Genomic DNA, 21,263 nt, shown 5'->3' with positions numbered 1-21,263 from the left:
CGAAACCGCCACCGTTATTCGCTCCCCGCAGAGAGACGTCTCCGATGAGCCTCCGCGTCGCCGTCGCCGCGCCGTTCAAACAGAACGGCACCCGCAGCCTCCGCGAAAACGAGTTCGTCGTCGCGCTCTCGCTCGACCGCGACTGGTTCTCGCCCGACCAGGCGACGCGGCTGATCACCGTCGCGACCGAACAGGGGCTGCTCGAGCGCGAGGGGGCGGAACTCACGCTCTGTTTCGACCCCGCGACGGTCACCGTCCCCGAGGACTTCGCACCCGATACGGACCTGCTGCGCGAGCGGTCGGCGTTCGAACGGGTGCTCGACGCGCTCGTCGCCGAGGGGGTCGAGAAACACGAGGCGGTCGGCGCGATCAACGCCCTCCAGGGCGACCTCGAGATAACCATCGAGGCGGCGGCGGTCGTCTACGCCCGGCGGGAGGGCCTCGACGTCTCGGAGCTCGTGCCGATCGCCCGCGCGACGCTGACCGAAGGGCGTTAGGGCCTCGCCGCCGGAACGCGGGTATGGTCGAGAAGCGGATCACCGACGGCCGACGCATCGCCGAACTGCTCTCCTCGGAACTCGACGGCCGTACCGACGACGAACTCCGGCGAATGGCCGTCGCGAACGTCGACGACGCGGTCGAGGCGACCGCTGACGGCGGCCGGGCCTACGACGTCGAGCGTGACGGCGAGCGCTTCGCCCGCGTCTTCGTCCACCCGGACCGGGTTCGCCTCGAGTTCGATTCCGGCCGCGAGGCGGCCGTGGAGGCGGCGACGGACCTCGAGTTACGGACGCGACCGAAGGCCAGCCAGCCCCCGAAGACGCTGGTGTTCGTCGAGAGCGGCGCAGAGGTCAAGCGGGCGACCGACGTCGTACAGGCGGCGAGTCGGGCGCTCGAAGACGAAGAACGCAGTAGCCGATAGGCAGTGCGGTTTCGTTCAACCGAATAAAACGTAGGGTTCACGCTCAGTACAGGCCAAATAGATCGCAACCGTTGTTTCTACTCTCGTCTAATTGAGAGCCATTATCAATATTCCTCCAGCGAACAGGAGAGGGACGCTAAAAATATTACGAGTTAGGCCTGTTTTTGTTGACATAGGTGTGTGTACTGAGGTAATAAATCACTAAGAGGAGACTGAAATACGTACAAACACTAAGAACTGCTAGCAGCAACGACCATGGGGCTGGTCCAGTAGCGATAACGTACCATAACAGGGAAACCGGCACTATGACTGCTACAACCGCCATAACGAGAACGACCGGAACACCAACGACTAGTAGTGGAATGATCCACGTGTGCGTGTAGATATTCGAATCCCCAGGAATCACTCCACTTACAAACTCGAGGGTTTGAACGAATTGGAGGGAACTGTGATCCCGTTGAATTCCTGCAGTCTGGTGCGACCGCTTTCCGCTCAGCGACGGACGGTACAGTCCGACATTGTAAGCCGTTTTCAAGCAAACACCTAGCATTAAAAAGAATACTTTGATCCAGAGTGCGGTGAGAACGCCAAGAAGAACCAGAAATGAGAATATAAACGCGAAAACGATAAGATGCTCAGCATGAAGAGTGGACATAGTTAACGAAGTGTACGGTGAGGTATTGTGACGAGAGATAATGTGAACCTCGTTAATTTGAACGTATTGATCATCTCTAACACACTACGTCTTGAATATTGTTGTCTAATTGATATGTGTTTCTAATTAGTATATCCACGGGTTGTTTGGTTGATAAAATACTCAGTAAGCAGGTGGACGTCACAAATCGAGACGCTCGAGTACTGCCCGATTGCGGCTTCGAAACGGGACCGCTGCCGGCGACCCCGTTCAGTTCGTCGACGGCATCGCCTCGCCGCGCTCGCCCGCCGCGATGCGCTCCTCGGCGTACTCGTCCGCGGCCTCGAGCACCGTGATATCCCGATCCTCGGCGCGCTCGATCAGGTCGAGGACGCGGTCGCCGATCGCCTCGGCGTCGGCGAGGGCCGCCTCGCGGCTCCGCCCGAAGTACTCGTTGGCGACGGTGATCAGCCCGCCCGCGTTGATGACGTAGTCGGGGGCGTAGAGGATGCCGTTTTCCTTGAGTTCGGTAGCGTGGCGGCGCTCCTGGAGGGCGTTGTTCGTCCCGCCGGCGACGACGTCGCACTCGAGCTGGGGAATCGTCTCGTCGTTGATCACGCCGCCGATGGCACACGGCGCGAACACGTCGCAGGGTTCGGCGTAGACGTCGCTCGGGGCGACGGCGTCGACGCCGAGTTCGTCGACCATCGCCGCGACGGCCGCCTCGTTGACGTCGCTGACGGTTACCTCGGCGCCGTGCTCGAGTACGAGTTCGGCGAGCCCACGGCCGACCTTGCCGACGCCCTGGACCACGACGGAGCGGCCCTCGAGGTCGTCGATCCCGTAGGTGGTTTCGACGCAGGCCCGGAGCCCGGAGAAGACGCCGCGGGCGGTGATCGGCGAGGGGTCGCCGAGGCCGTCGCTGGTGCCGACGGCGTACTCGGTTTCCTCCCGAAGAACGTCCATGTCCGCGACCCCCGTGTTCACGTCGACGGAGGTGATGTAGTGGCCGCCGAGGCGGTCGATCATCCGACCGTACGCGCGCATCATCTCCTCGGTCTTGGCCTCGGGGTCGGCGACGATCACCGCCTTCCCGCCGCCGAGGTCGAGGTCGCTCGCTGCGGCCTTGTACGTCATCGCACTCGAGAGCCTGAGCACGTCCCGCAGCGCCGCGTCCTCGCTCTCGTAGGGGAGCAGTCGCGTCCCGCCCAGGGAGGGGCCGAGCGTCGTGTCGTGGATCGCGACGATCGCGCGCAGGCCGGTCTCCTCGTCGACGAAGTGCGTTACCTGTTCGTGGCCGAGCGCCGCCATCTCGCTGTGAACCATATGGCAATATTTGCGAGAGACAGGAGGTAAACTGTACTGGTTTCTCCCGAGTCCGCTCAGGCGAGCGTCTCGAGACACCCCGGTAGTTCCTCGGCAATGGTCGCCTGCTCGAGGTGGGCGACGGCTCGCGGATCCGGCTCGGTGTCCTCGAGGAGCACCTGGATCGCGTCCAGCCCGGCGTTGGTCGCCCCGTAGATGTCGGCCTCGACCTCGTCGCCGACGTACACCGCCTCTCCGGGTGCGACCGATAGTTCGCGGAGGATCGCCTCGAACGCCCGCCGGTCGGGCTTGCCGGCCTCGAGTTCGCCGGTGACGAGGGCGGCGTCGAACGCGCCCTCCCAGCCGAGCGTGGCGAGTTTGTCCCGCTGGGCGCGGACGGGGCCGTTCGTCAGCAGGCCGACGCGGTACTCCTCCCGGAGACGGTCGAGCATCGACTCGACCCCCGGCAGGGGAGCGAGCGAGTCGGCGATCGTCTCCCGGTAAGCCGTCGCCACCGCCGCGGGGTCGGCGTCGGTGTCGTGGTCGGCGAGCAGATCCGCGAAGATGGGCTCGCGGCTCTCCCGAGTGAGGTTCCGGCGATGGGCCTCGAGGTAGGCCTCCCGCGTGAGCGCCGGCGCACCCGTTCGACGGGTCGCGTCGGCGAGAATGGTTTCACGGTCACGTTCGGGCACCGCCAGGGTATAGTCCAGGTCGAAGACGACCGCCCGTGGCATGCCAGACGGGAGGGGGCCGGTGGACTTGAACTTGTCCGTCCTACGGGTACTAGTCGTCGCTCGGCTGGGCCTCGACGCGGCTGGACTCGAGACGCGGGACGACGGCGGATTCGATCCGACCCGAGTACTGCATGAGCGTGGTTCCGAGGATGCTCATGAACAGCACGTAGCCGACGGCGAAGGCGTTGATCTGACCGGCGGTCTCTGCCGCCAGCCCGGTGTCGGCGCCGGCGATGGCGATGCTCGCGATGATCAGCGAGAACTCGCCGCGAGTTACCATTCCGAGCCCGACGCGAACCGATCGCCGCTCGTCCAGGTCGTACACCCGGCCGCCGAGATAGCCACTGATGAGCTTCGTCGGCGTCGTCAACACGACTGCTGCGGCGACCATTGCTGCCACGCCGGCGAAGAGGAACGGGTTCGTCACCAGCCCGATCCAGAAGAAGAAGACCGCGGCGAACGTGTCCCGGACGGGCTCGAGCAGGCGCTCGAGTTCGTGGACGTGATCGGTCGAGGAGAAGGCCATCCCGACGAAGAAGGCCGCGACGGCTTCGCTGACGCCGAGCGCGAGCGCCGCGCCGGCGATCAGAACGGTGATGCCGATCGCCCGCAGTACGAAGTACTCGTGGGAGTCGGTCTCGAGCGACTGCTGGAGGAAGGCGGTCCCGAAGTGGACGAACAGCAGGAGCAGGATGATGAATACGACCGCGATGCCGATGTCGCCGGCCGCCTCTCCCATGTCGCCGCCGCCGAGGATGAGCGCGCTCGCGACGACGAGATAGATGGCGATGAAGAGGTCCTCGTAGACGAGCGTGCCGAGCATCGGATCGGCCTCGTCGTTGGCGATCCAGCCGAGGTCGATCAGCGACTTCGTGATGATCGCTGAAGAGGAGATGTAGACGATCCCGGCGACGAGAAACGCCGGGAGGAACTCCCCGAACAGCGCGTACCCAAGGACCATACCGACCCCGAAGTTGATGATGAGATCGTAGGTACCGGCCCTCCCGATGCGGTCTTTCGCGGCGAGCAGCCGATCGAGGTTGAACTCGAGGCCGAGGAAGAACAGCAGGAAGACGATCCCGAGTTCGGCTCCGAGGTGGATGAAGTCGGTTTCGACGAGGTACCAGGGGCTGACTGCTCCGAGGAGGTGCTCCCCGAGAAGCATCCCGATGACGATGTAGAACGGGATCACCGACTGCTTGAGCTGATTTGCGACGAGGCCGGCGAGGGCGACCGCCGCGAAGAGCACGCCGACGTCGATCAGCGCGGTACCTTCAGCGGCCACTCGCGTCCACCTCCTGTTGACGCATCATCGGGCGATCACTGGCCCTTTCCACTCAACAGCGTCTCGAACGCTTTGCAGTCGTCCTGGTCGCCGACGATCACGAGCGTGTCGCCGGGCTCGATGACGGTTTGGGGCTCCGGTGGTGCGATCACGTCGTCGTCGCGCTGAATCGCGACGACCGAGACGCCGACCCGGCTGCGAACGTCCGCTTCTGCGAGGCTTTTTCCGGCGAGTTCGGAGTCTCGAGAGACGCTGAACCACTCGATGGACGTCTCGTCGGAGAGCATCGTCTCCACGCGATCGGTCTGAACCGGCTGGAAGTACGCACCCTCGAGGATCGTTCCCACCGTTCGGGCGAGCCGATCCGGCAGTTCGAATAGCTTGTCCGAGTCCGCGTTCTCGGTCGGTTTCAAGAACACCTCGCGCTTGCCCGTGTTGTGCGTGACGATCACCAGCCGTTCGTCACCCTCGAGTTCGACCTCGTACTTCTTCCCGACGCCGGGGAGGTCGCTTTCGTAAATAGTCATATCTCATCGTCGTCTCCGGCCGCTAATAAAATACGTCGCTCCGGATCCGTCTCGGCGCGGCGGTTGACGACGCGAACCCGCCGACATCGGTAGCTCTTTCCGGCCGGTCGTCGCGACGGTAGCTATACCCCATGCTCGAGGCAGTCGAACCGGTGCGTCTCGCCCGAAATCTGGGTCTGTACGCCGTCGGCGTCCTGCTCGCGATCGCTGGCGCGCTCGGACTGGCCGCCGCGATCGACCTCCCGGCGATTGTGTCCGGACCGTTGCTGCTCCTCGGCCTCGCGATCGTTATCGCCGTCCACGAGTACTTCGACGGGCCGTTCTAAGGGGGCGACCTCGGAGCGTTCGCGACGCTGTGCGGCTCTCGGCGGCGGAGCTGCGCGAGGTGACCGACGGCGAACCGTCAGTACCGCTCGCGCTGGGTCGCGAATCCGTAGCGCTCGAGTTCGGCCAGTCGGTCGAGGTGGTCCGCTCTGAGGTCGGTCCGTCCCGTGTCGTCTTCGAGCAACGTCTCGATAACCTCGACCAGCTGTTCGCCGGCAAGGATGTCGGGAACGGTAACGTACGTCGCACCCGCCTCGAGGAGCGCCTCGGCTTCCTCGACGTCGTCCGATCGGAGGATGACGTCCGCGTCCGTCTCGAGTTCGAGCACGAACTCCGAAACCGGGCGGTGGTCGACCGTCGAGACCACGAGCGCTGCGTCCGCGACGCGCGCCTTCTCCCAGGGGTAGGCGGACATGGCGTCGCCGAAGACGTACTGCTGACACTCGGCCTCGAGTCGGTCGTGAAACACCGGGTCGTTCTCGACGACGACGTACGGCTGGTCTAAGTCCTCGAGCGTCTCGACGAGGCGCCGACCCTGTCGGCCGTAGCCGAGGACGATCACGTGATCGGTGAGGTCGTCGTCGACGCGGCTTCCCTCGTCGACCTTCCGGGTTCGCTGCTCGGTGAAGAATCGCGACACGATCGTCGCGTAGAACTCGTCCTCGCGCCGCCGGACGAACGCGGTGAGCAGCATCGTCACCGCCGCAGCGAGGATGATCGCGTCGAACATCGGTTCCGCGATGGTCTCGGTCACGATCACCGCCTGAATCGCGATGATGAGCGAGAACTCGCTGACCTGGTTGAGCCCGGAGGTCGCGAGGAACGCCGTTCGCGTGTCGTACCCCTCGTAGACGAACGCCAGCAGCAGGACGACCGGGTTGACGAGCACCACGAGCGCGACGAGCGCGAGCGCGATGGTCGCCATCTCGAGCGTGGGGATCGAGACCAGCGCCCCGATCGTGACGAAGAAGATCGTGACGAAGAAGTCCCGGATCGAGTCGATCCCGTTGCGAACCGAGAGGGACTGCGTTTCGTCGTTTCTGATGGCGACGCCGGCGGCGAACGCGCCGACGACGATCGAGATGCCGAGGTACTCCGCCGCGGCGAGGAAGGCGACGAGGATCGAAACGCTCCCCATCAGGACGAGTTCGTCGGAGCCGTCGGTTGCGCGTACCAGCAGCGGGAAGCCGTGACGGTAGATCACGACGGCAGCGAGGAGCAACAGGACGCCGTAGCCGATCTTTGCGGCGACCGCGTCGCCGGTCAGCGCCTCCGTGCTCAGGATCAGAACGAGCCCGATCGCGACGAGGTCGTCGAAGAAGTGGATCGAGGAGGCGAGGCGGCCGTGGACGAGGTTGTCGCGGATCTCGGTTTCGAGCAGCCCGGCGCCGACGATGGTCGAGCTCAGGGTGACGGCCGCGGCGAAGTAGATCGCGTTTCGCAGGGGGTCGGCGAAGCCGTAGAGCTCCGCGAACAGGTAGCCGACGCCGAACGCGACCGGAGCGACGACGAGCAGCTGCGTGATGGCGGCGACTTCACCGTCTCTGAGAACCGACGAGATGTCGCCCAGGTCGAGACGGATACCGAAGACGAACACGAGGAAGGCGATCCCCCACTGTGCCAACACCAGGAGGTCGTCGGTTCCGATCGTCCAGCCGATGGCGATCCCGGCGAGGAGGTAGAACGGCACCGTCGGGAGCCGAAACTGGTTCGCGACCAGCAACAGCGCGCCAGCGGCGACGAAGATGAGCCCGAGGTCGACGATGAGCGCCTCAACCATCGGTCTCACCCCCGTCGCCGACCATGTCGGCCGCCGGGTCGTGCTCGCCCCGCCTGAGCCGCTGGACGTCGTCGTTGATCGTCTCGTCGAACGACGAGCGGTCGGAGAGATACTGCTCGAGGTACTCGCTGACCATCTCGGCGGTCAGGTGCGTGCTCATGATGACGTACGTCGCCCCTCGATCGTAGAGGGCGCGGGCGTCGGCGATGCGCTCGGACTCGACGAAGACGACCGCGTCCTCGCCGACCTCCTTCAGCAGCTCTTCGTTGACCTCCCGCTCGACGCTCGAACTCAACACGAAGCTCGCGGCCGAAAGGTTCGCCTCCTTGCGAATTTCGGCGTGGCGGAAGTCGCCGAAAATGTAGTCGTACTCGGCGTCCCCGGCCTTGTCGATGTGTCTCGTCTGGCGGTCGATCACCACGACGTCGTCGTAGCGCTCGGCGAGGATCGGGAGCACCCGCTCGGTGATCTCGTCGTAGCCGATCGCGATGGCGTGGTCGCTGTAGGTGGCGATCTCCGCGTCCCGGTCGTCTTCGGACTCGAACCGGCGGAACCACGGCTCGACCCGGTCGTAGATCGCGTGGTTGTTGGCGACGATGTACGTCGAGACGGTCATCGTCATCAGCGCCATCAGGGTGAGATAGCCCAAAATTTCGGGGCCGATGTACTCCTGTTGGAGAGCGAGCGCGCCGACGATCAGCGAGAACTCGCTGACCTGGACCATGTTGATCGACGCGAGGAACGTCGGCTCGACGCCGAACCCTTCCCGGTCGATGAGGTAGAACATGATCCAGAAGTTACCCACCATCAGGATCACCGAGGCGATCATCGCCTCCTGCCAGTAGAAAAACAGTGCCGACGCACCGCCTTCGATCTGGAGGCCGATGCTCGCGAAGAAGACGAGGATGAAGAAGTCCGTGATCGGCGTGATCCGATCCTCGAGTTCCTTGCTGTAGGGAAGTTGTGCAAGGCTGATACCGGCGAGGAACGCTCCGATCTCGATCCCGCCGTCGAACTGGCTCTCGGCGACGGCGATGAACAGAAACGCCCACGCGATGGCGATTATCAGGAACACGTCCTTGTTGTCCGCGACCTGGCGGAACAGCCGCGGGAGGACGTACCTCGAGGAGAGATACGAGATGACGCCGATGACCGCGATCAACGAGAAGATGATCGCGAGCGTCTCGAAGATTTCTCCCGCGTTGTCGAGCGATTCGGCGCTGAACATCGCGAGAACGACGACGAGGTAGATGTCCTGGACGATGAGGACGCCGACGTCGATCTTGCCGGGCAGCGAAGTGATCTCGTCCTTATCGGAGAGCACTTTGACGATGATCGGCGTCGCGCCGAACACCGTCGCCAGCGAGATGACGATGATCTCCATGGTCCCGAATCCGAGCGCGAGCGCGACGAGGAAGGCCAGCGCCGTCTGAAGCACCGTCTGTCCGATCGCGACGTTCGTGATCGGGCGCAGGATTTCCTGGATGTCCGCAAACCGCATCTTCATCCCGAGCAGGAAGAGGAGAAACCCGAGGCCGAGTTCGGCCATCAGGTAGACGAGCCCCTCGTCGGTGACGATGTCGAACGCCACCGGCCCGAGGATCACGCCGGCGGCGATGTAGGCGATGATCGTCGGCTGGCCGAGCTGACGGACGACGATGCCGATGACCGTGGCGACGACGATGATGATCGCGAAGTCGGCGGCGAGGGCGATCTGACTCATCGAGAACCCCGGCTCATACCGGCCGGTTTGCGAATGCGAAGTAAATACGTTGGCTTCCCAGCAGAGACGACCGTTCGGGGTGTGGTGGTCGCTCGAGGGACGATCGCCGCGGCGCGGATCACTCGTCCGGCGAGACGCCGACCTCGGGTGGGTGGCGCTTGGACTCGACCGTCCCCGCGACCAGTTCACCGTACTCCTTGGCCGTCAGTTCGTCCTCGTTGTATCGCTGGGCCCACGCCCCGTCGATCGACGCAGAGCCGAACGACGCCGGCGCGGCGTCGAGGATCGTGATACCCAGGACGTCGCTTCCGTGGCCGGCATCGACCAGCGCCGCGTACGCCCCGGCGATCGGGCCGATATCGTGGAGGTTTCCCTCCTCGTACAGTTTCGTGTTGACGTACTCGATCGTCAGCACGTCCTCGGTCTCCTCGACCGACTCCACCTCGAGGGCGTACTCCTCGAAGGCGTCCGCGAACGCGTCGACGTCGTCGATCTCCCGCTCGGCCATCGCCTCGATGCGCTCCTCGAGTACGTCCGTTCTCTCGGTGACCGGAAGCGCGGGTTTGAGCTCCGAGACGGGCCACTTCGTGTTCGCCGGCAGCTCCTCGCCGACGTCCTCGGTGCAGCCGGCGAGGGCGGCGACGCCCGCGACGCCACACAGCCTGAGGGCGCGCCGCCTCGAGAGTCCACCGACCGATCCGCCGGTGCGGGTCGGCTCCGGACGCTGATCGCTCATACGATTTCTTCGACGCGAGTCCCTAACGGTGCTGTGCCTGCTACTGTAGACATCTCCTTTTTTACCAGTCTCCGATGTAGGTCGTCCGTGGCGCTCGAAGCGTACGACGTGATCCTGATTATTCTCGGGATAACGCTGTTCGGTGTGGCTGTGCTCCCAAGATTTGTCAGCAACAGAGCCATTTCGATGCCGATCTTTTTCGTCGGGTTCGGCGCGCTGGTGTTCGGTCTTCCGTTCGGGATTCCGGCGCCGGATCCGCTCGAGCAGGGACACACGACGGAACGCCTGGCCGAGTTCGGCGTCATCATCGCGCTGATGGCCGTCGGGTTGAAGATCGACCGCCCGCCCGGCCTCCGCGCGTGGGCGTCGACCTGGCGGCTGCTCGCGTTCACGATGCCGCTGTCGATCGCCGGTGCCGCTCTGCTCGGCTGGTGGGTCGTCGGACTGCTGGCGCCGACGGCGATCCTGCTCGGGGCGGTCATCGCGCCGACCGACCCGGTTCTGGCGTCGGAGGTCCAGGTCGAAGATCCCAGCGAGGGCAGCGAAGGGGAGGGTGACGGCGAGAGCCGGAAGGACGAGGTCCGGTTCGCTCTCACCTCGGAAGCCGGCCTCAACGACGGTCTCGCCTTTCCGTTCACCAACCTGGCGATCGCCGTCGCGCTGGTCGGCCTCGCACCCGGCAACTGGGTCGGCGAGTGGCTGCTCGTCGACGTCGTCTACAAGATCGTCGCCGGCACGGTGCTCGGGATCGGTCTCGGCTGGCTCGCGGCGCGCGTGATCTTCGCGATGGAACCCGAGACCCAGATCGCTCGGTCGGTGCAGGGCCTCGAGGCGATCGCCGGCACTCTGATCGTCTACGGAATCACCGAACTCGCGGGCGGCTACGGCTTCATCGCAGTGTTCGTCGCCGCGGTGATGATCCGCGACTACGAGCGCTCCCACGAGTACAACGAGTCGCTCCACGAGGTGAGCGAGTTCGCCGAACAGATCACGATGGGGTTCATCATGGTGTTCTTCGGCGGCGCCATCGTCGGCGGGTTGCTCTCGCCGCTGACACTCGAGGGAGCGCTCGCCGCTGTCGCGATCCTGTTCATCGTCCGGCCGCTGGCGGGCGTCGCGGGGCTGCTCGCGTTCGACATCGACTGGCGCGAGCGCGGGGCCATCGCCTTCTTCGGGATTCGGGGTATCGGCTCGTTCTACTACCTGGCCCACGGACTGAACGAGGCGGCGTTCGCCGACGCCGATCTCCTCTGGGCGATCGTCGGCACCGTCATTCTACTCTCGGTCGTCGTTCACGGGGTCACCGCGAGTCCGGTCGTCAACCGAATCGCGTCCGAGTGACGGGTCCGGACGGACCGGAGCGACGGTCGCCCCGTCGAGGACGGGAACAACGAACGATCAGTACTGATAAGAGCGGGGCGGAGAAATCCGAATGAAACCGACCGGCGGCGCGCTATCGCCGCGAGCCGCCGCCGTTCCACTATCCATGGACAGAGATCTCGGAATCATGCGCGCGATCCGCGAAACCATCCCCGAGTGGTCGGTCCCGATCTTCGAGGCGACCGCGCTCCTCGGGGACGAACTCCTCGTCGTCGCCGCGTTGCTGGCCTACGCCGCGATCGACGCCTACCGCTCGATCAAAAGCGGATCGGACCGCCCGCTCTCGAGGCGCACCGGCTTCGTCCTGGCGGTCGTCCTCGGCGGACTGGCGTTCACGCTGATTCTGAAGGCCTCGTTCGGCTTTTCGCGCCCGCCCGAGTCCCTGCAGGCGGTGGCCCGCGACGGCGACGGCTTCCCGAGCGGCCACACGATGGCCGCGACGATCTGCTGGGGGGCGCTGGCGCTCTGGGGCAGCGTCTCCACCCGACAGCGCCGACTTCTGGGCGCAGCGGCCGTCGTCGCGCTCGTCGGCTTCTCGAGGCTCGCGCTGGGGGTTCACTACGTCGCGGACCTCGTCGCGTCGGTACTGTTCGGTACGGCGTTCCTGCTCGCCGCCGGAGCGGTCCTCTACGAGCGACCGGAACGGGCGTTCGTCGTCGCCGTCGCGCTGGGCGGCCTCGCGCTGCTCGCCACCGGCGGGGCGACCGACGGGCTGCTCGCGTTCGTCGGCTGCGCCGGCGGCGCCGCCGCCTGGTGGGCGATCAACCGCCCGGAAGCCCGACGCCTGTGGACGGCGGTCGCCGGGTGAGCGTCGTCGCCGCCCACGCGCGAGTCGAGTCGTTCCCGTCGAGTCGGACACCGTCGGGCGCTCGAGCCCTCGCCCGATAGCAAGTTTTTCGACGGTCGGGCGGCCACTCCGTCCATGAACTTCTTCGATCGGCTGCACGACCGGATCGTCACGGTCGACAGCGTCGTCTCGGTGGGGCTCGACCCCGACCCGAAGCGCGTTCCGGATCACCTCCGCGAACACGACCTCCCGCGGTGGGCGTTCAACCGCCGGATCATCGACGCGACCCACGAGCACGCCGCCGTCTACAAGCCCAACGCGGCGTTCTACGAGGACTCCGACGGCTGGGCCGCACTCGAGGAGACGATCGCTTACGCCCACGGGAAGGGGGTTCCGGTGCTGCTCGACGCGAAGCGAGCCGACATCGGCAACACGACCCGACAGTACGCACAGATCTTGGAGCGGGTGGACGCGATCACCGTCAACCCCTACATGGGACGGGACTCCCTCCAGCCGTTCCTGGCGAACGAGGAGGCCGGCGTGTTCGTCCTCTGTCGGACCTCGAACCCCGGCGGGGCGGACCTCCAGGAGCTGGAACTCGAGACCGGCGAACCCCTCTATGAGCGGGTCGCCGCGCTCGCGGACCTCTGGAACGAGAACGACAACGTGGGGCTGGTCGTCGGCGCGACCAAACCGGAAGAGCTCGAGGAGCTTCGCGAGCAGGTCCCCGACCTCCCCTTCCTCGTGCCCGGCGTCGGCGCCCAGGGCGGCGACGCGGAGGCCGCCGTCGAGTACGGGTTAGCGAACGGTGTCGGCCTCGTCAACTCCTCGCGGGGGATCATTTTCGCCGGCGAGGATGCCGGCGAGAACTTCGCCGCGGTCGCCGGTGAGGCGGCCAAGCGGCTGAAGGCTCGACTGAACCGGTATCGTGAGTGACAGTCAGCCGGTTCCGGCTTCGTCGTCGGCTTCTTCCGCGCCGCCGTTCGACTCCACACTGGTCGGGTCGCACTCGAGGCCCACCACCCGTCCGACCAGTCGGCCATCGACGACCCGGCCGACGACTTCGACCTCGACCGACCCTTTCGGCGGCTGCTCGGGGAGCAACTCGAGTCCCTCACGGACGAGCAGATCCATCGGACTCCCCGCGTTCGGATGGGGAGCGACGAGGTCGCCGTCACGCTCCTCGAGGGCGAGACAGAACGTCTCTCCGACGGCCAGCGACTCCGAAACCAGATCGCGTATCGACGTCATCAGAACCGGTGGGTGTCGACCTCGTCCGAGCCCCGGTCCGGCTGGGCCTGGGCGGCGCAGTCGGCACACAACCCGAGGCCGCGTTCGTAGTGTTGCTCGCATGCCAGCGTGCCGCAGTTGTCACACCGCTCCTTGGCCGGCCGCGACTCGCAGATCTGACAGAGGCCGCTCACGCTCATGCTCGAGTGGACGGACTCCACCGGCTTGAAACCGGCCCCGGAATAGCCCGGCGCGGTCGCCCGCAGGGCGGTATAGACGGTGAGGCGACCAGGCCGACCGCCAGGGGGTAAAACGCCCGACGGAGAACATTAATATTTATCACACTTCGGAGGTAGGTCGCAGGCATGCCTCCGGAGCAAGTCGGGTTCGTCGGTTCACAGGAACACGTCGTCCTCCATCGGGTCGGTGCGCCACACTCCTCGCCCTCGTAGTTGGGTTCTCGCTCGTCTCCGTGCTGGGCGGGATCGGCTGGCTGTATCTCGGTGCGCTCGTGAGCTACTTCGGGTACTTCATCGTCTGTGAGGGACTGTTCGGAAAAACCGCCGGAAAGCACGCGGCCGGCGTGATCGTCGTTCGCGTCGACGGAACGCCGATCACGATGCGGCAGGCGATCGTTCGAAACCTGCTCCGGTTCGTCGACGGATTCTTCAGCTACGCCGTCGGGCTCGTGACCATGTTGCTCACCGACGATCGGAAGCGACTCGGCGACGTTGCCGCGGACACGCTCGTCGTCGAGGAGCGCTGAAACGCCACGCACGGTCCGTTAGTATCCTCGAGTCGGAGAGCACGCTATCGGCGTGAGATTTAGGACCGTCGACCCCCTAACCTGGCTGTGCACCGTTCTCCCCTGATCCTCGGGCTCGCCGCGGTGTTCGCGGGGCTGACCGCCCTGCTCACCATCGGCGCGGTCGTGAGCGGCCAACCCATCGCGCTGTTCGTCGCGGCCCCGCTCGGACTGACGAGCTACTTCATGTACTACCACGGGAGCGGCCAGCTCGCCCGGGCGATCCGTCACCAGCGACACGCGCGGCGCCGCCGGAGCGACTCCGGGGACCGCGGCGGCTTCGGCGCCGGGCCGCGGACGCGTCGCGGCCCGCGGACCCGCGCGGAGCGGACGGCACGAGCGCGAAGCCGGTTCGGAACCGGCGACCGAACTGCCGGCGCCGGCGGCCGGGCCCCGCCGTCCTCGAGCGGGCCGACCCGATCGCAGGCGCGGTCGGTGCTCGGGGTCTCGGCCGACGCCGGACAGGCCGACATCCGCAGCGCCTACCGGGAGAAAGTAAAGGAAGTCCACCCCGACCGGGGCGGCGACGAGGCCGAGTTCAAGCGGGTGACGGCGGCCTACGATCGCCTCTCGGAGTAGTCGTCCTCGAGCGACCGACAGCACTCGAGCAGCGTCGCGAGCGCCTCCGGCGGCGTGGTCCACCTGACGGCGCCGCTCCGGCGGTCGTAGTCGACGACGCCCCGGTCGGCGAGCTTCGGAAGGTGGTTGTGAGAGAGATCGATGGCGACGGCCGTCCGCGCCTCGTCGCTCACCCGCTCGGCCTCGAGGTCCGCCTCCCGGGCGGCGACCGCCGCTGCGACTTCCCCGACGTCTGCGAGCTCGCGATCCGAGAGGTAGTACAGCACGCGGCGGCGCCGACGGTGGCTCAGAAGCGCCAGGAGGTCGTCGATACCGTCTTCACGCTCGAATGCGGGGGAGACGAACCCACGGTCCGTCGACTGTGAGCTGTCGGTGTCTTCCGTTCGGCGATCGGCCATATAGACCCGACTAGCTCGGACGGTAATAAGGCTGTCAGAGAAATACCGGTGCCGACTGTTCGAAACCAATAGCAACTATCGGCGAGGAAAGACTATTATTACAACCAGTATCCGAGTTGATCCCGGGTTCAGACGCGGGACCTTATCCGCGATATTTTCGTACCCGTCCGCCGTAGACGGGGCTGGATGACGAACGACCGTTCCTCGCGAACGCCGCCCTCCAGAGCCGACGTCCCGCCGCTCGAGGCCACGGCCGACCCGCTCTCTGCGGACGGCTGTACCAGCGTCGGGATCGCGACGATCTCGATGGTTGCGGCCGCAGTCGGAACGAGGCCGCTGGAGCTGCCGCCGCTGAACGAGGCCGTCGACATGGACGCCCTCGATTCGTTGTTCGCGGCGGCGCCGGAGGACTCCCGCTGGCCGCTCGTCGAGTTCACCTACGCGGGCCACCGCGTCCGAATTACGCCCGACGACGGGCCCGAACTCGTCGACGACGGGGCCGTCCGTCCGCCCGTCGACCGGCCCTGGCCGCACGTGACGCCGATCGAAGCCGCACCCCACCGGTCCCTGATGGCCGACGTCGTCGTCGCGCTGTCGGATCGCTCTGAGTACGAGCCCGCGACCCTCCGGGACGAACTCGCCGAGTCGGTCGATTTCGACGCGCTCGAGGCGGTAAGCCGACCCCGCGCGAACGGCATCGATCGGACGGGCGCGTCGGTGCGGTTCTCGGTCCTCGGATTCGACGTCGTCGTCGACTCCGGTGGCCGGGTCGCCGTCGGCTCCGCGCTCGATCGGTTCGCCCACGCGGGCGGGAACGTGCTGGTTCTCGGTGACGTTCCGGACGCGCTCGTCGAATCCGCCTGCGCCGGCGTCGCCGACCGGTCACACGACCGCCACCTGCTCGCGGTGCTCGACCGGGACGTCGAGAGCGTCGCCGGCGGCCTCCCGGCGGCGGACGCGACGTCGGCACACGTCGTCAACCACGTGACCGCGCTGCGGTCGGCCGCGAGCGCGTTCCCGGGGGGCGAGACGAACGTTCCGCTGTCGGTGACCGACGTGTCGGGCGACCTCGAGGACGTTCGCGAGGTCATCGAGGCGAAACTCGACGCCCTCGCCCCGACCACCGCGGACGAACCGCCGCTCTGCGTGGCGGTCACGTCGCTCCGGCCCGTCGTCGAGAGCCGGGACGACGAGGAGGCCCGCTCGTTCCTCGAGCCGATCTGTGCGGCGGTCACCGAACAGCGGGCGGTCGGAAGCTACGTCCTGCCGGTCGGCCGGGAGACAGCACCCGTTCCGACGATCGAACCCCTGTTCGACGCCACCCTCGAGTTGCGCGTCCACGGGACGGCGGCCCAGCGCCGCTGGCACTTCCACGGCAGCTCTCACACGACCGACTGGAGCCCCCTTCACGACGGATGAGGGCGCCGGTCGACGCCCGAACCGAAACAACCGGTGCTCGGACCGCACGTGACGGCGTCTCCCATCCGTGATCCCGACGTTTCCGGTCGACGACGACCGCCCCGGACTCACGGTCGTCGATCCGGTCCAGAACAAGCAGTACCCGCTGAAGACGGCCGAGCCGGTTTCGATCCGCGAGGCCGACCCCGCCGACTTCACGTTTCCCGTCGACGCCGCAGTCGAGTTCTCGACGACGGCGATCGTGTTGCCGTACGTGGTGCCGACGTACGTGCGGGACCGGTCCGGCGAGATGGTTGCCGAAGCGGAACACTACGCCTACGAGGAGCTTCCCGCCGACGAGTACGTTATCGAGGTGATGGCGCCGGTCCGGCTCTACGTTCGCGTTCACAGCCGGGTGCTCGTCGCCTCCTCGGACGAGCGCCTCGAGATCGAGTTCGGCTCCCGAACGCGGGTCCGCCTGGGCGCCCGGTCGCACCACGACCGACCCGCGGGAACCGTCGAGACGACGGCGGCGCCGGCGGACCTGGCGCGGGCCGTCTCGACGTTCGGCTCCGCGCTGAAGACCACCAGCTGCGAACGCTCGCTGCCGACGCTTCGCGGTCATCCGCCACGGCTCACACTCGGCGACCGCGTTCGCGTTCCGGAGGGGCTCGAAGCGCCGGCGACCGGCGTCAGCGTCGTCGTCCCCCCTCGACGAACGGCGGTGTACGCGGTGTCCTCGCTCGCGTACTACCTCGGCGCGACGGTCCGGGTCGGAGAGCGGCCGCGGATCGAGACGGACCGAGGGTTCGAACACCCGCTCGGCGAGACCGACGAGGCGTTCGAACGGTCGGTCGAGCGCGTACTCGCGCACGTCCTGACCCTCGACTGCGTGGTTCGCACCGAGGGGCTCTACGAACTCGAGCTGTACGAGCGCGAGCGGCTCGAAGAGCGCGTCGACCTCGACCTCGCGGCGACGTACGACGCCGCCCTCGCCGACCAGCTTGAGACCTACCTGTCGATCCCGTTCGAGACCGTCGCCGACCTGGTTCCCCGGTGGCACCTCGTCACCGACGCGACGTCGGCGCCGGAGAACCTCGAGGCGCTGCCGTTTCTCGTCAACGAGCTCTCGTTCGTCCGGGCGGCGCCCGGTGGCGACGCCGACCCGACGACGAGCCTCGAGGCGGAACCGGGGTCGACGTCGGCGCGCGCGGATCGGCACCGGCCGACGGTCGACTCGTTCGTCTCGCCGCCCGCAGCCGACGCGTTCGAACGGGCGTGGCTCGGCGAGGGGACGCCGATCGGCGCGAACAAGCTCATCCGGGCTGGCTTCGAACACGGGCTGGGACGCACGCCGTCGACCGACAGTATCGAGATCACGCTCGTCTGTAACGAGCCGCGGATGGCGGCGGAGCTCGAGGAGGGGCTGTACGGCGGTCGCGAGGAACTCCCGTTCGAGATCACCGTCCACAGTGACCTCGCCGTCGACGAACTGCGGGCCCTGCTGGGCGAGTCGGTGGACTTCCTCCATTACGTCGGTCACGCCGAGGACGGCGCGTTCGTCTGTCGCGACGGCGCCCTCGAGGCGTCGGCGCTCGAGGACGTTGGCGTAGAGACGTTCCTGATAAACGGCTGTCAGTCCTACGAGATCGGCGCGCGGCTGATCGAGGCGGGAGGCGTCGGCGGTATCGTTACCTTGAGTACGGTCACCAACGCGGACGCGATCGCCGTCGGTCGACTGCTCGCCCGCCTCCTGAACGCCGGGTTTACCCTCCGGAGCGCGGTGTCGCTGGCGCGCTCACACCGGATCGTCGGAAACCAGTACGTCGTGGTCGGCGACGGCGGCGTCGCCGTCACGCAGGCGGGCGGGGGCGCGTCAAACACGTGCCGGATCGAGCCGACGGACGACGGTCGCTACCGCGTCCGACTGACGATGTACCACACGCAAGAGGGAACCGGCGGACTCTGTATCCCGTACCTCGACACCGTCGGTCAGTACTACCTCGCGGGGAAGACGCTCCCGCCGTTCGAACTCACCGGCACGCAACTGTACAGGTTCTTTCAGCTGGAGCAGATTCCCGTCGAGTACGATGGTACGTTCCACTGGTCGTCTGACGATCGGTTCGACGCGCTATAACGGGATATTACTCGAGCGTTACGTGACCGTTCCGTTGTTGCCGGCGGCGACGGTACCCGCCTGGGACAGCAGCAGGCAGATCGTGAACAGGACGCCCATCAGACGGGGGTGCTCGGCGAGGTACGACCGTAAGCTGGTGTTTCTGTCGGACATGACATACGTCGATGGTCGGGCTGGAAAATTATACTTATCTAAGGATATCACAGACGATGATACTTGATTCTTCTCGAGGTCGGTCGAAATTCTTTCGTATTTCTTCACGGTATATTGTAGATTTCCCCGAGTTAGAAACGTACTACCCGTCGGAACAACGAGAAAGAAGTGGTTACCGGTCGAAACTCACGGGCGGTCCGCCACCAGTCGGCCACGGTGAGAGTCCGCACACGGCCCATGTCGGGTGATAGCACGGCCACACGTCGGGAACTCTTTTGTCGGCTGGCGCGTTACCCGTCACCATGAGCCGTGACCGGGCTCTGCTCGAGCGGGCCCTGGAACGTGGGGAACAGGACGGTGGCAATATCGAGTTCAAGGAACGGCTGCTCCGGAACGTCCACCTCGAGGGCGGCCGCCGCGAGAGCCTGGCCGCACAGCTCCGTCACCGCGTTCTCTCCGGCGACGGCGAGGCAACGTACGTCGTCGGCGTCACCGACGACGGCGGCCTCGCCGGGATCGACCCAGACTCCTTCTCCGAGTCGATGGACGTCCTCTCGCTGCTCGCCGAGGAGGCCGACGCCCACATCGACGACGTCCAGACCTGGGGCGTCGGCGAGGGGCTGGTCGGCGTCGCGACGATCCGAGAGGGGGCGGTCCTCGAGACGGACGACGAACACATCGTCGTGGGCACCGCCGGACACGTCGATCACGGCAAGAGTACGCTCATCGGCTCGCTCGTGACCGGCAACGCCGACGACGGCGACGGCGCGACGCGGGCGTTCCTCGACGTCCAGCCCCACGAAGTCGAGCGGGGGCTCTCCGCCGACCTCTCGTACGCGGTGTACGGCTTCGACGACGACGGACCGGTCCACGTCCGGAACCCGAACCGGAAACAGGAGCGCGCTCGAGTCGTCGAGGAGGCAGACCGGCTGGTGTCGTTCGTCGACACCGTGGGCCACGAGCCCTGGCTGCGAACCACGATCCGGGGACTCGTCGGGCAGAAACTCGACTACGGGCTGCTCGTCGTCGCCGCCGACGACGGCCCCACGCGGACGACGCGCGAACACCTCGGGGTGTTGCTCGCGACCGAACTGCCGACGATCGTCGTCATCACCAAGACGGACGTCGTCGACGACGAGCGCGTCGAGGCGGTCGAGCGCGAGGTCGAACGCCTCCTCCGCGAGGTCGGCAAGTCCCCCCTGCGCGTCGCCCGCCACGGCGTCGACGCCGCGGTCGCGGAGATCGGCGACACCGTCGTTCCGATCGTCGAGACCAGCGCGCTGACGATGGACGGCCTCGAGACGCTCGACGAGCTGTTCGACCGGCTTCCGAAGACCGGCGCCGAGGACGGCGAGTTCCGCATGTACGTCGACCGCAGCTACTCCGTCACGGGCGTCGGCGCGGTCGCCTCCGGCACCGTGATGGCCGGCGAGGTCGAAGCCGGCGACGAACTCCTGCTGGGGCCGATGCCCGACGGCCGCTTTCGGCAAGTCGAGGTGCGCTCGATCGAGATGCACTACCACCGCGTCGACACCGCCCAGGCCGGTCGGATCGTCGGCATCGCCCTGAAGGGCGTCACGGAGAGCGCGATCGAGCGCGGGATGGTGTTGCTGCCGGCCGACGCCGATCCAAGCCCGGTCCGGGAGTTCGAGGCCGAGGTGATGGTGCTCAACCACCCCACCCGGATCGGCGACGGCTACGAACCGGTTATCCACCTCGAGACGATCGGCGAGGCGGCCCGCTTCACCCCCGACAACGGCCGCCTGTTGCCGGGTGACACCGGGACGACCCGGGTCCGGTTCAAGTTCCGGCCGTATCTGGTCGAGGAGGGCCAGAAGTTCGTCTTCCGTGAGGGCCGGAGCAAGGGCGTCGGTACCGTCACCGAGGTGTACCCGGCGGACTGATCGCTCGTTTCACAGTGGATACTAAGACGATTTCTTTATTCAGTTCTGGTCGTGAAACGCGCGATCAGTATAGGACGTACATAGAGCAAATCCACAATCGCCTATGGGAGTGACAAAAAGCCTATAATAATGGTTTACGCAATTCTTTCCATGAATAGAATGTATACGGCTATTTCGCTGTTCGGATTGATGCTGATTTGTATTGGTTCATATCTACCGTGGATTACTCCTCCTACAGTAACCGATGGACCCTATATTTCGGGAATGCGGTCAGGCCTTGATACATGGGGAGCGGTGACACTCCTGTTAGCATTGACTGCAATTCTTGGAGTAGTGAGTGACTTTCGAGGAATTAGTTTGAGGTCGTTCCAGATTGCCGTTGGACTCCTCACAGCAGGCATTGCAGTTGCGTATATCGTCGAATATCGGTTGACAGGTCCCCTGAGTGTGGATTGGGGGATTGCTTTACTGGTGATTGGTGCAAGCCTACTCATGATTGCACACATATGGGAACAAACCACT

At 65.9% G+C, this 21,263-nt stretch carries 22 protein-coding genes; 11 read left to right on the top strand and 11 right to left on the bottom strand.

Features of this window, described 5'->3' with window-relative positions; genetic code table 11:
- Positions 1-44: 44 nt before the first annotated feature.
- Both NMQ11_RS09710 and NMQ11_RS09705 read left to right on the top strand, forming a co-directional pair.
- Positions 45-497 (top strand): DUF2240 family protein, encoded by a 453-nt coding sequence (locus NMQ11_RS09710; RefSeq protein ID WP_255167643.1) that lies wholly within the window; start codon positions 45-47, stop codon positions 495-497.
- 23 nt (positions 498-520) lie between these two features.
- Entirely contained in the window at positions 521-922 is a 402-nt protein-coding gene (locus NMQ11_RS09705; protein ID WP_255167640.1) for a DUF7993 family protein, read from the top strand.
- A gap of 904 nt (positions 923-1,826) precedes the next feature.
- Here NMQ11_RS09705 and NMQ11_RS09700 read toward each other — a convergent pair.
- The 4 genes from NMQ11_RS09700 to NMQ11_RS09685 are packed head-to-tail and all read right to left on the bottom strand — an operon-like array spanning position 1,827 to position 5,407.
- Positions 1,827-2,882 carry a Leu/Phe/Val dehydrogenase gene (locus tag NMQ11_RS09700; protein WP_255167638.1) on the bottom strand — a complete coding sequence of 352 codons (1,056 nt, stop codon included), beginning with the start codon at positions 2,880-2,882 and terminating at the stop codon, positions 1,827-1,829.
- A 56-nt stretch (positions 2,883-2,938) separates the two neighbouring features.
- The gene (locus NMQ11_RS09695; protein WP_255167636.1) at positions 2,939-3,595 is read right to left on the bottom strand and encodes an HAD family hydrolase; all 657 of its coding nucleotides are present in this window, start codon (positions 3,593-3,595) and stop codon (positions 2,939-2,941) included.
- A 49-nt stretch (positions 3,596-3,644) separates the two neighbouring features.
- The gene (locus NMQ11_RS09690) at positions 3,645-4,880 is read right to left on the bottom strand and encodes a cation:proton antiporter (RefSeq protein WP_255167627.1); all 1,236 of its coding nucleotides are present in this window, start codon (positions 4,878-4,880) and stop codon (positions 3,645-3,647) included.
- A gap of 35 nt (positions 4,881-4,915) precedes the next feature.
- Complete coding sequence (locus NMQ11_RS09685) at positions 4,916-5,407, bottom strand: cation:proton antiporter regulatory subunit (protein WP_255167624.1); 492 nt, start codon at positions 5,405-5,407, stop codon at positions 4,916-4,918.
- A gap of 131 nt (positions 5,408-5,538) precedes the next feature.
- Between NMQ11_RS09685 and NMQ11_RS09680 the strand changes: the two genes are divergently transcribed.
- Positions 5,539-5,733 (top strand): hypothetical protein, encoded by a 195-nt coding sequence (locus tag NMQ11_RS09680; protein ID WP_255167622.1) that lies wholly within the window; start codon positions 5,539-5,541, stop codon positions 5,731-5,733.
- Between the two features lie 77 nt (positions 5,734-5,810).
- Here the strand turns inward: NMQ11_RS09680 and NMQ11_RS09675 are convergent, their stop codons facing one another.
- The 3 genes from NMQ11_RS09675 to NMQ11_RS09665 all read right to left on the bottom strand — a co-directional run bounded on the left by NMQ11_RS09675 (position 5,811) and on the right by NMQ11_RS09665 (position 9,970).
- Positions 5,811-7,511 (bottom strand): cation:proton antiporter, encoded by a 1,701-nt coding sequence (locus tag NMQ11_RS09675; RefSeq protein ID WP_255167621.1) that lies wholly within the window; start codon positions 7,509-7,511, stop codon positions 5,811-5,813.
- Positions 7,504-9,234, bottom strand: a complete 1,731-nt coding sequence (locus NMQ11_RS09670; protein WP_255167619.1) for a cation:proton antiporter — start codon at positions 9,232-9,234, stop codon at positions 7,504-7,506. The genes NMQ11_RS09675 and NMQ11_RS09670 overlap by 8 nt, the downstream gene beginning before the upstream one ends.
- A gap of 118 nt (positions 9,235-9,352) precedes the next feature.
- A complete protein-coding gene (locus NMQ11_RS09665; protein ID WP_255167611.1) occupies positions 9,353-9,970 on the bottom strand; it encodes a DUF8159 domain-containing protein in 618 nt (205 codons plus the stop codon).
- Positions 9,971-10,057: 87 nt separating this feature from the next.
- On the opposite strand from NMQ11_RS09665, the gene NMQ11_RS09660 reads away from it, so the two are divergent.
- The 3 genes from NMQ11_RS09660 to pyrF all read left to right on the top strand — a co-directional run bounded on the left by NMQ11_RS09660 (position 10,058) and on the right by pyrF (position 13,073).
- Positions 10,058-11,311, top strand: a complete 1,254-nt coding sequence (locus NMQ11_RS09660) for a cation:proton antiporter (protein WP_255167604.1) — start codon at positions 10,058-10,060, stop codon at positions 11,309-11,311.
- 91 nt (positions 11,312-11,402) lie between these two features.
- Entirely contained in the window at positions 11,403-12,158 is a 756-nt protein-coding gene (locus tag NMQ11_RS09655; RefSeq protein ID WP_345781427.1) for a phosphatase PAP2 family protein, read from the top strand.
- Between the two features lie 114 nt (positions 12,159-12,272).
- Positions 12,273-13,073 carry an orotidine-5'-phosphate decarboxylase gene (pyrF, locus tag NMQ11_RS09650; RefSeq protein WP_255167593.1) on the top strand — a complete coding sequence of 267 codons (801 nt, stop codon included), beginning with the start codon at positions 12,273-12,275 and terminating at the stop codon, positions 13,071-13,073.
- Between the two features lie 3 nt (positions 13,074-13,076).
- Here pyrF and NMQ11_RS09645 read toward each other — a convergent pair whose 3' ends face one another.
- A complete protein-coding gene (locus tag NMQ11_RS09645) occupies positions 13,077-13,388 on the bottom strand; it encodes a hypothetical protein (RefSeq protein WP_255167592.1) in 312 nt (103 codons plus the stop codon).
- Positions 13,388-13,567, bottom strand: coding sequence for a hypothetical protein (locus NMQ11_RS09640; RefSeq protein ID WP_255167590.1), 180 nt, complete (start codon positions 13,565-13,567; stop codon positions 13,388-13,390). The genes NMQ11_RS09645 and NMQ11_RS09640 overlap by 1 nt, the downstream gene beginning before the upstream one ends.
- Positions 13,568-13,839: 272 nt before the next feature.
- On the opposite strand from NMQ11_RS09640, the gene NMQ11_RS09635 reads away from it, so the two are divergent.
- On the top strand, positions 13,840-14,133 hold the full coding sequence (locus NMQ11_RS09635; protein WP_255167589.1) for an RDD family protein: 294 nt from the start codon (positions 13,840-13,842) through the stop codon (positions 14,131-14,133).
- An 87-nt stretch (positions 14,134-14,220) separates the two neighbouring features.
- On the top strand, positions 14,221-14,751 hold the full coding sequence (locus tag NMQ11_RS09630) for a J domain-containing protein (RefSeq protein ID WP_255167588.1): 531 nt from the start codon (positions 14,221-14,223) through the stop codon (positions 14,749-14,751).
- Here the strand turns inward: NMQ11_RS09630 and NMQ11_RS09625 are convergent.
- Positions 14,730-15,149, bottom strand: a complete 420-nt coding sequence (locus NMQ11_RS09625; RefSeq protein WP_255167583.1) for a DUF7344 domain-containing protein — start codon at positions 15,147-15,149, stop codon at positions 14,730-14,732. The two genes, NMQ11_RS09630 and NMQ11_RS09625, sit on opposite strands and share 22 nt — an antisense overlap.
- 186 nt (positions 15,150-15,335) lie before the next feature.
- On the opposite strand from NMQ11_RS09625, the gene NMQ11_RS09620 reads away from it, so the two are divergent.
- Complete coding sequence (locus NMQ11_RS09620; RefSeq protein WP_255167580.1) at positions 15,336-16,568, top strand: DUF7504 family protein; 1,233 nt, start codon at positions 15,336-15,338, stop codon at positions 16,566-16,568.
- A 67-nt stretch (positions 16,569-16,635) separates the two neighbouring features.
- A complete protein-coding gene (locus NMQ11_RS09615; protein ID WP_255167577.1) occupies positions 16,636-18,684 on the top strand; it encodes a hypothetical protein in 2,049 nt (682 codons plus the stop codon).
- Between the two features lie 18 nt (positions 18,685-18,702).
- On the opposite strand, the gene NMQ11_RS09610 is transcribed toward NMQ11_RS09615, so the two are convergent.
- Positions 18,703-18,837, bottom strand: a complete 135-nt coding sequence (locus tag NMQ11_RS09610) for a DUF7503 family protein (RefSeq protein WP_255167575.1) — start codon at positions 18,835-18,837, stop codon at positions 18,703-18,705.
- Positions 18,838-19,139: 302 nt separating this feature from the next.
- On the opposite strand from NMQ11_RS09610, the gene NMQ11_RS09605 reads away from it, so the two are divergent.
- A complete protein-coding gene (locus NMQ11_RS09605) occupies positions 19,140-20,741 on the top strand; it encodes a GTPBP1 family GTP-binding protein (RefSeq protein ID WP_255167573.1) in 1,602 nt (533 codons plus the stop codon).
- Positions 20,742-21,263: the final 522 nt, after the last annotated feature.

It is taken from the genome of Natrononativus amylolyticus, from assembly GCF_024362525.1.
Classification (GTDB): Archaea; Halobacteriota; Halobacteria; order Halobacteriales; family Natrialbaceae; genus Natrononativus; species Natrononativus amylolyticus.
Note: the sequence above shows the minus strand (reverse complement) of the source record. Positions and strands in the feature narration are given on the sequence as shown.

Bases quoted from the DNA above. Each gene is read 5' to 3' on its own strand.
- NMQ11_RS09645 (WP_255167592.1), bottom strand. From the start codon at position 13,388: ATGACGTCGATACGCGATCTGGTTTCGGAGTCGCTGGCCGTCGGAGAG.
- NMQ11_RS09680 (WP_255167622.1), top strand. From the start codon at position 5,539: ATGCTCGAGGCAGTCGAACCGGTGCGTCTCGCCCGAAATCTGGGTCTG.
- NMQ11_RS09605 (WP_255167573.1), top strand. From the start codon at position 19,140: ATGAGCCGTGACCGGGCTCTGCTCGAGCGGGCCCTGGAACGTGGGGAA.
- NMQ11_RS09710 (WP_255167643.1), top strand. From the start codon at position 45: ATGAGCCTCCGCGTCGCCGTCGCCGCGCCGTTCAAACAGAACGGCACC.
- NMQ11_RS09640 (WP_255167590.1), bottom strand. From the start codon at position 13,567: ATGAGCGTGAGCGGCCTCTGTCAGATCTGCGAGTCGCGGCCGGCCAAG.
- NMQ11_RS09665 (WP_255167611.1), bottom strand. From the start codon at position 9,970: ATGAGCGATCAGCGTCCGGAGCCGACCCGCACCGGCGGATCGGTCGGT.
- NMQ11_RS09620 (WP_255167580.1), top strand. From the start codon at position 15,336: ATGACGAACGACCGTTCCTCGCGAACGCCGCCCTCCAGAGCCGACGTC.
- NMQ11_RS09675 (WP_255167621.1), bottom strand. From the start codon at position 7,511: ATGGTTGAGGCGCTCATCGTCGACCTCGGGCTCATCTTCGTCGCCGCT.
- NMQ11_RS09685 (WP_255167624.1), bottom strand. From the start codon at position 5,407: ATGACTATTTACGAAAGCGACCTCCCCGGCGTCGGGAAGAAGTACGAG.
- NMQ11_RS09625 (WP_255167583.1), bottom strand. From the start codon at position 15,149: ATGGCCGATCGCCGAACGGAAGACACCGACAGCTCACAGTCGACGGAC.
- NMQ11_RS09700 (WP_255167638.1), bottom strand. From the start codon at position 2,882: ATGGTTCACAGCGAGATGGCGGCGCTCGGCCACGAACAGGTAACGCAC.
- pyrF (WP_255167593.1), top strand. From the start codon at position 12,273: ATGAACTTCTTCGATCGGCTGCACGACCGGATCGTCACGGTCGACAGC.
- NMQ11_RS09695 (WP_255167636.1), bottom strand. From the start codon at position 3,595: ATGCCACGGGCGGTCGTCTTCGACCTGGACTATACCCTGGCGGTGCCC.
- NMQ11_RS09670 (WP_255167619.1), bottom strand. From the start codon at position 9,234: ATGAGTCAGATCGCCCTCGCCGCCGACTTCGCGATCATCATCGTCGTC.
- NMQ11_RS09610 (WP_255167575.1), bottom strand. From the start codon at position 18,837: ATGTCCGACAGAAACACCAGCTTACGGTCGTACCTCGCCGAGCACCCC.
- NMQ11_RS09655 (WP_345781427.1), top strand. From the start codon at position 11,403: ATGAAACCGACCGGCGGCGCGCTATCGCCGCGAGCCGCCGCCGTTCCA.
- NMQ11_RS09705 (WP_255167640.1), top strand. From the start codon at position 521: ATGGTCGAGAAGCGGATCACCGACGGCCGACGCATCGCCGAACTGCTC.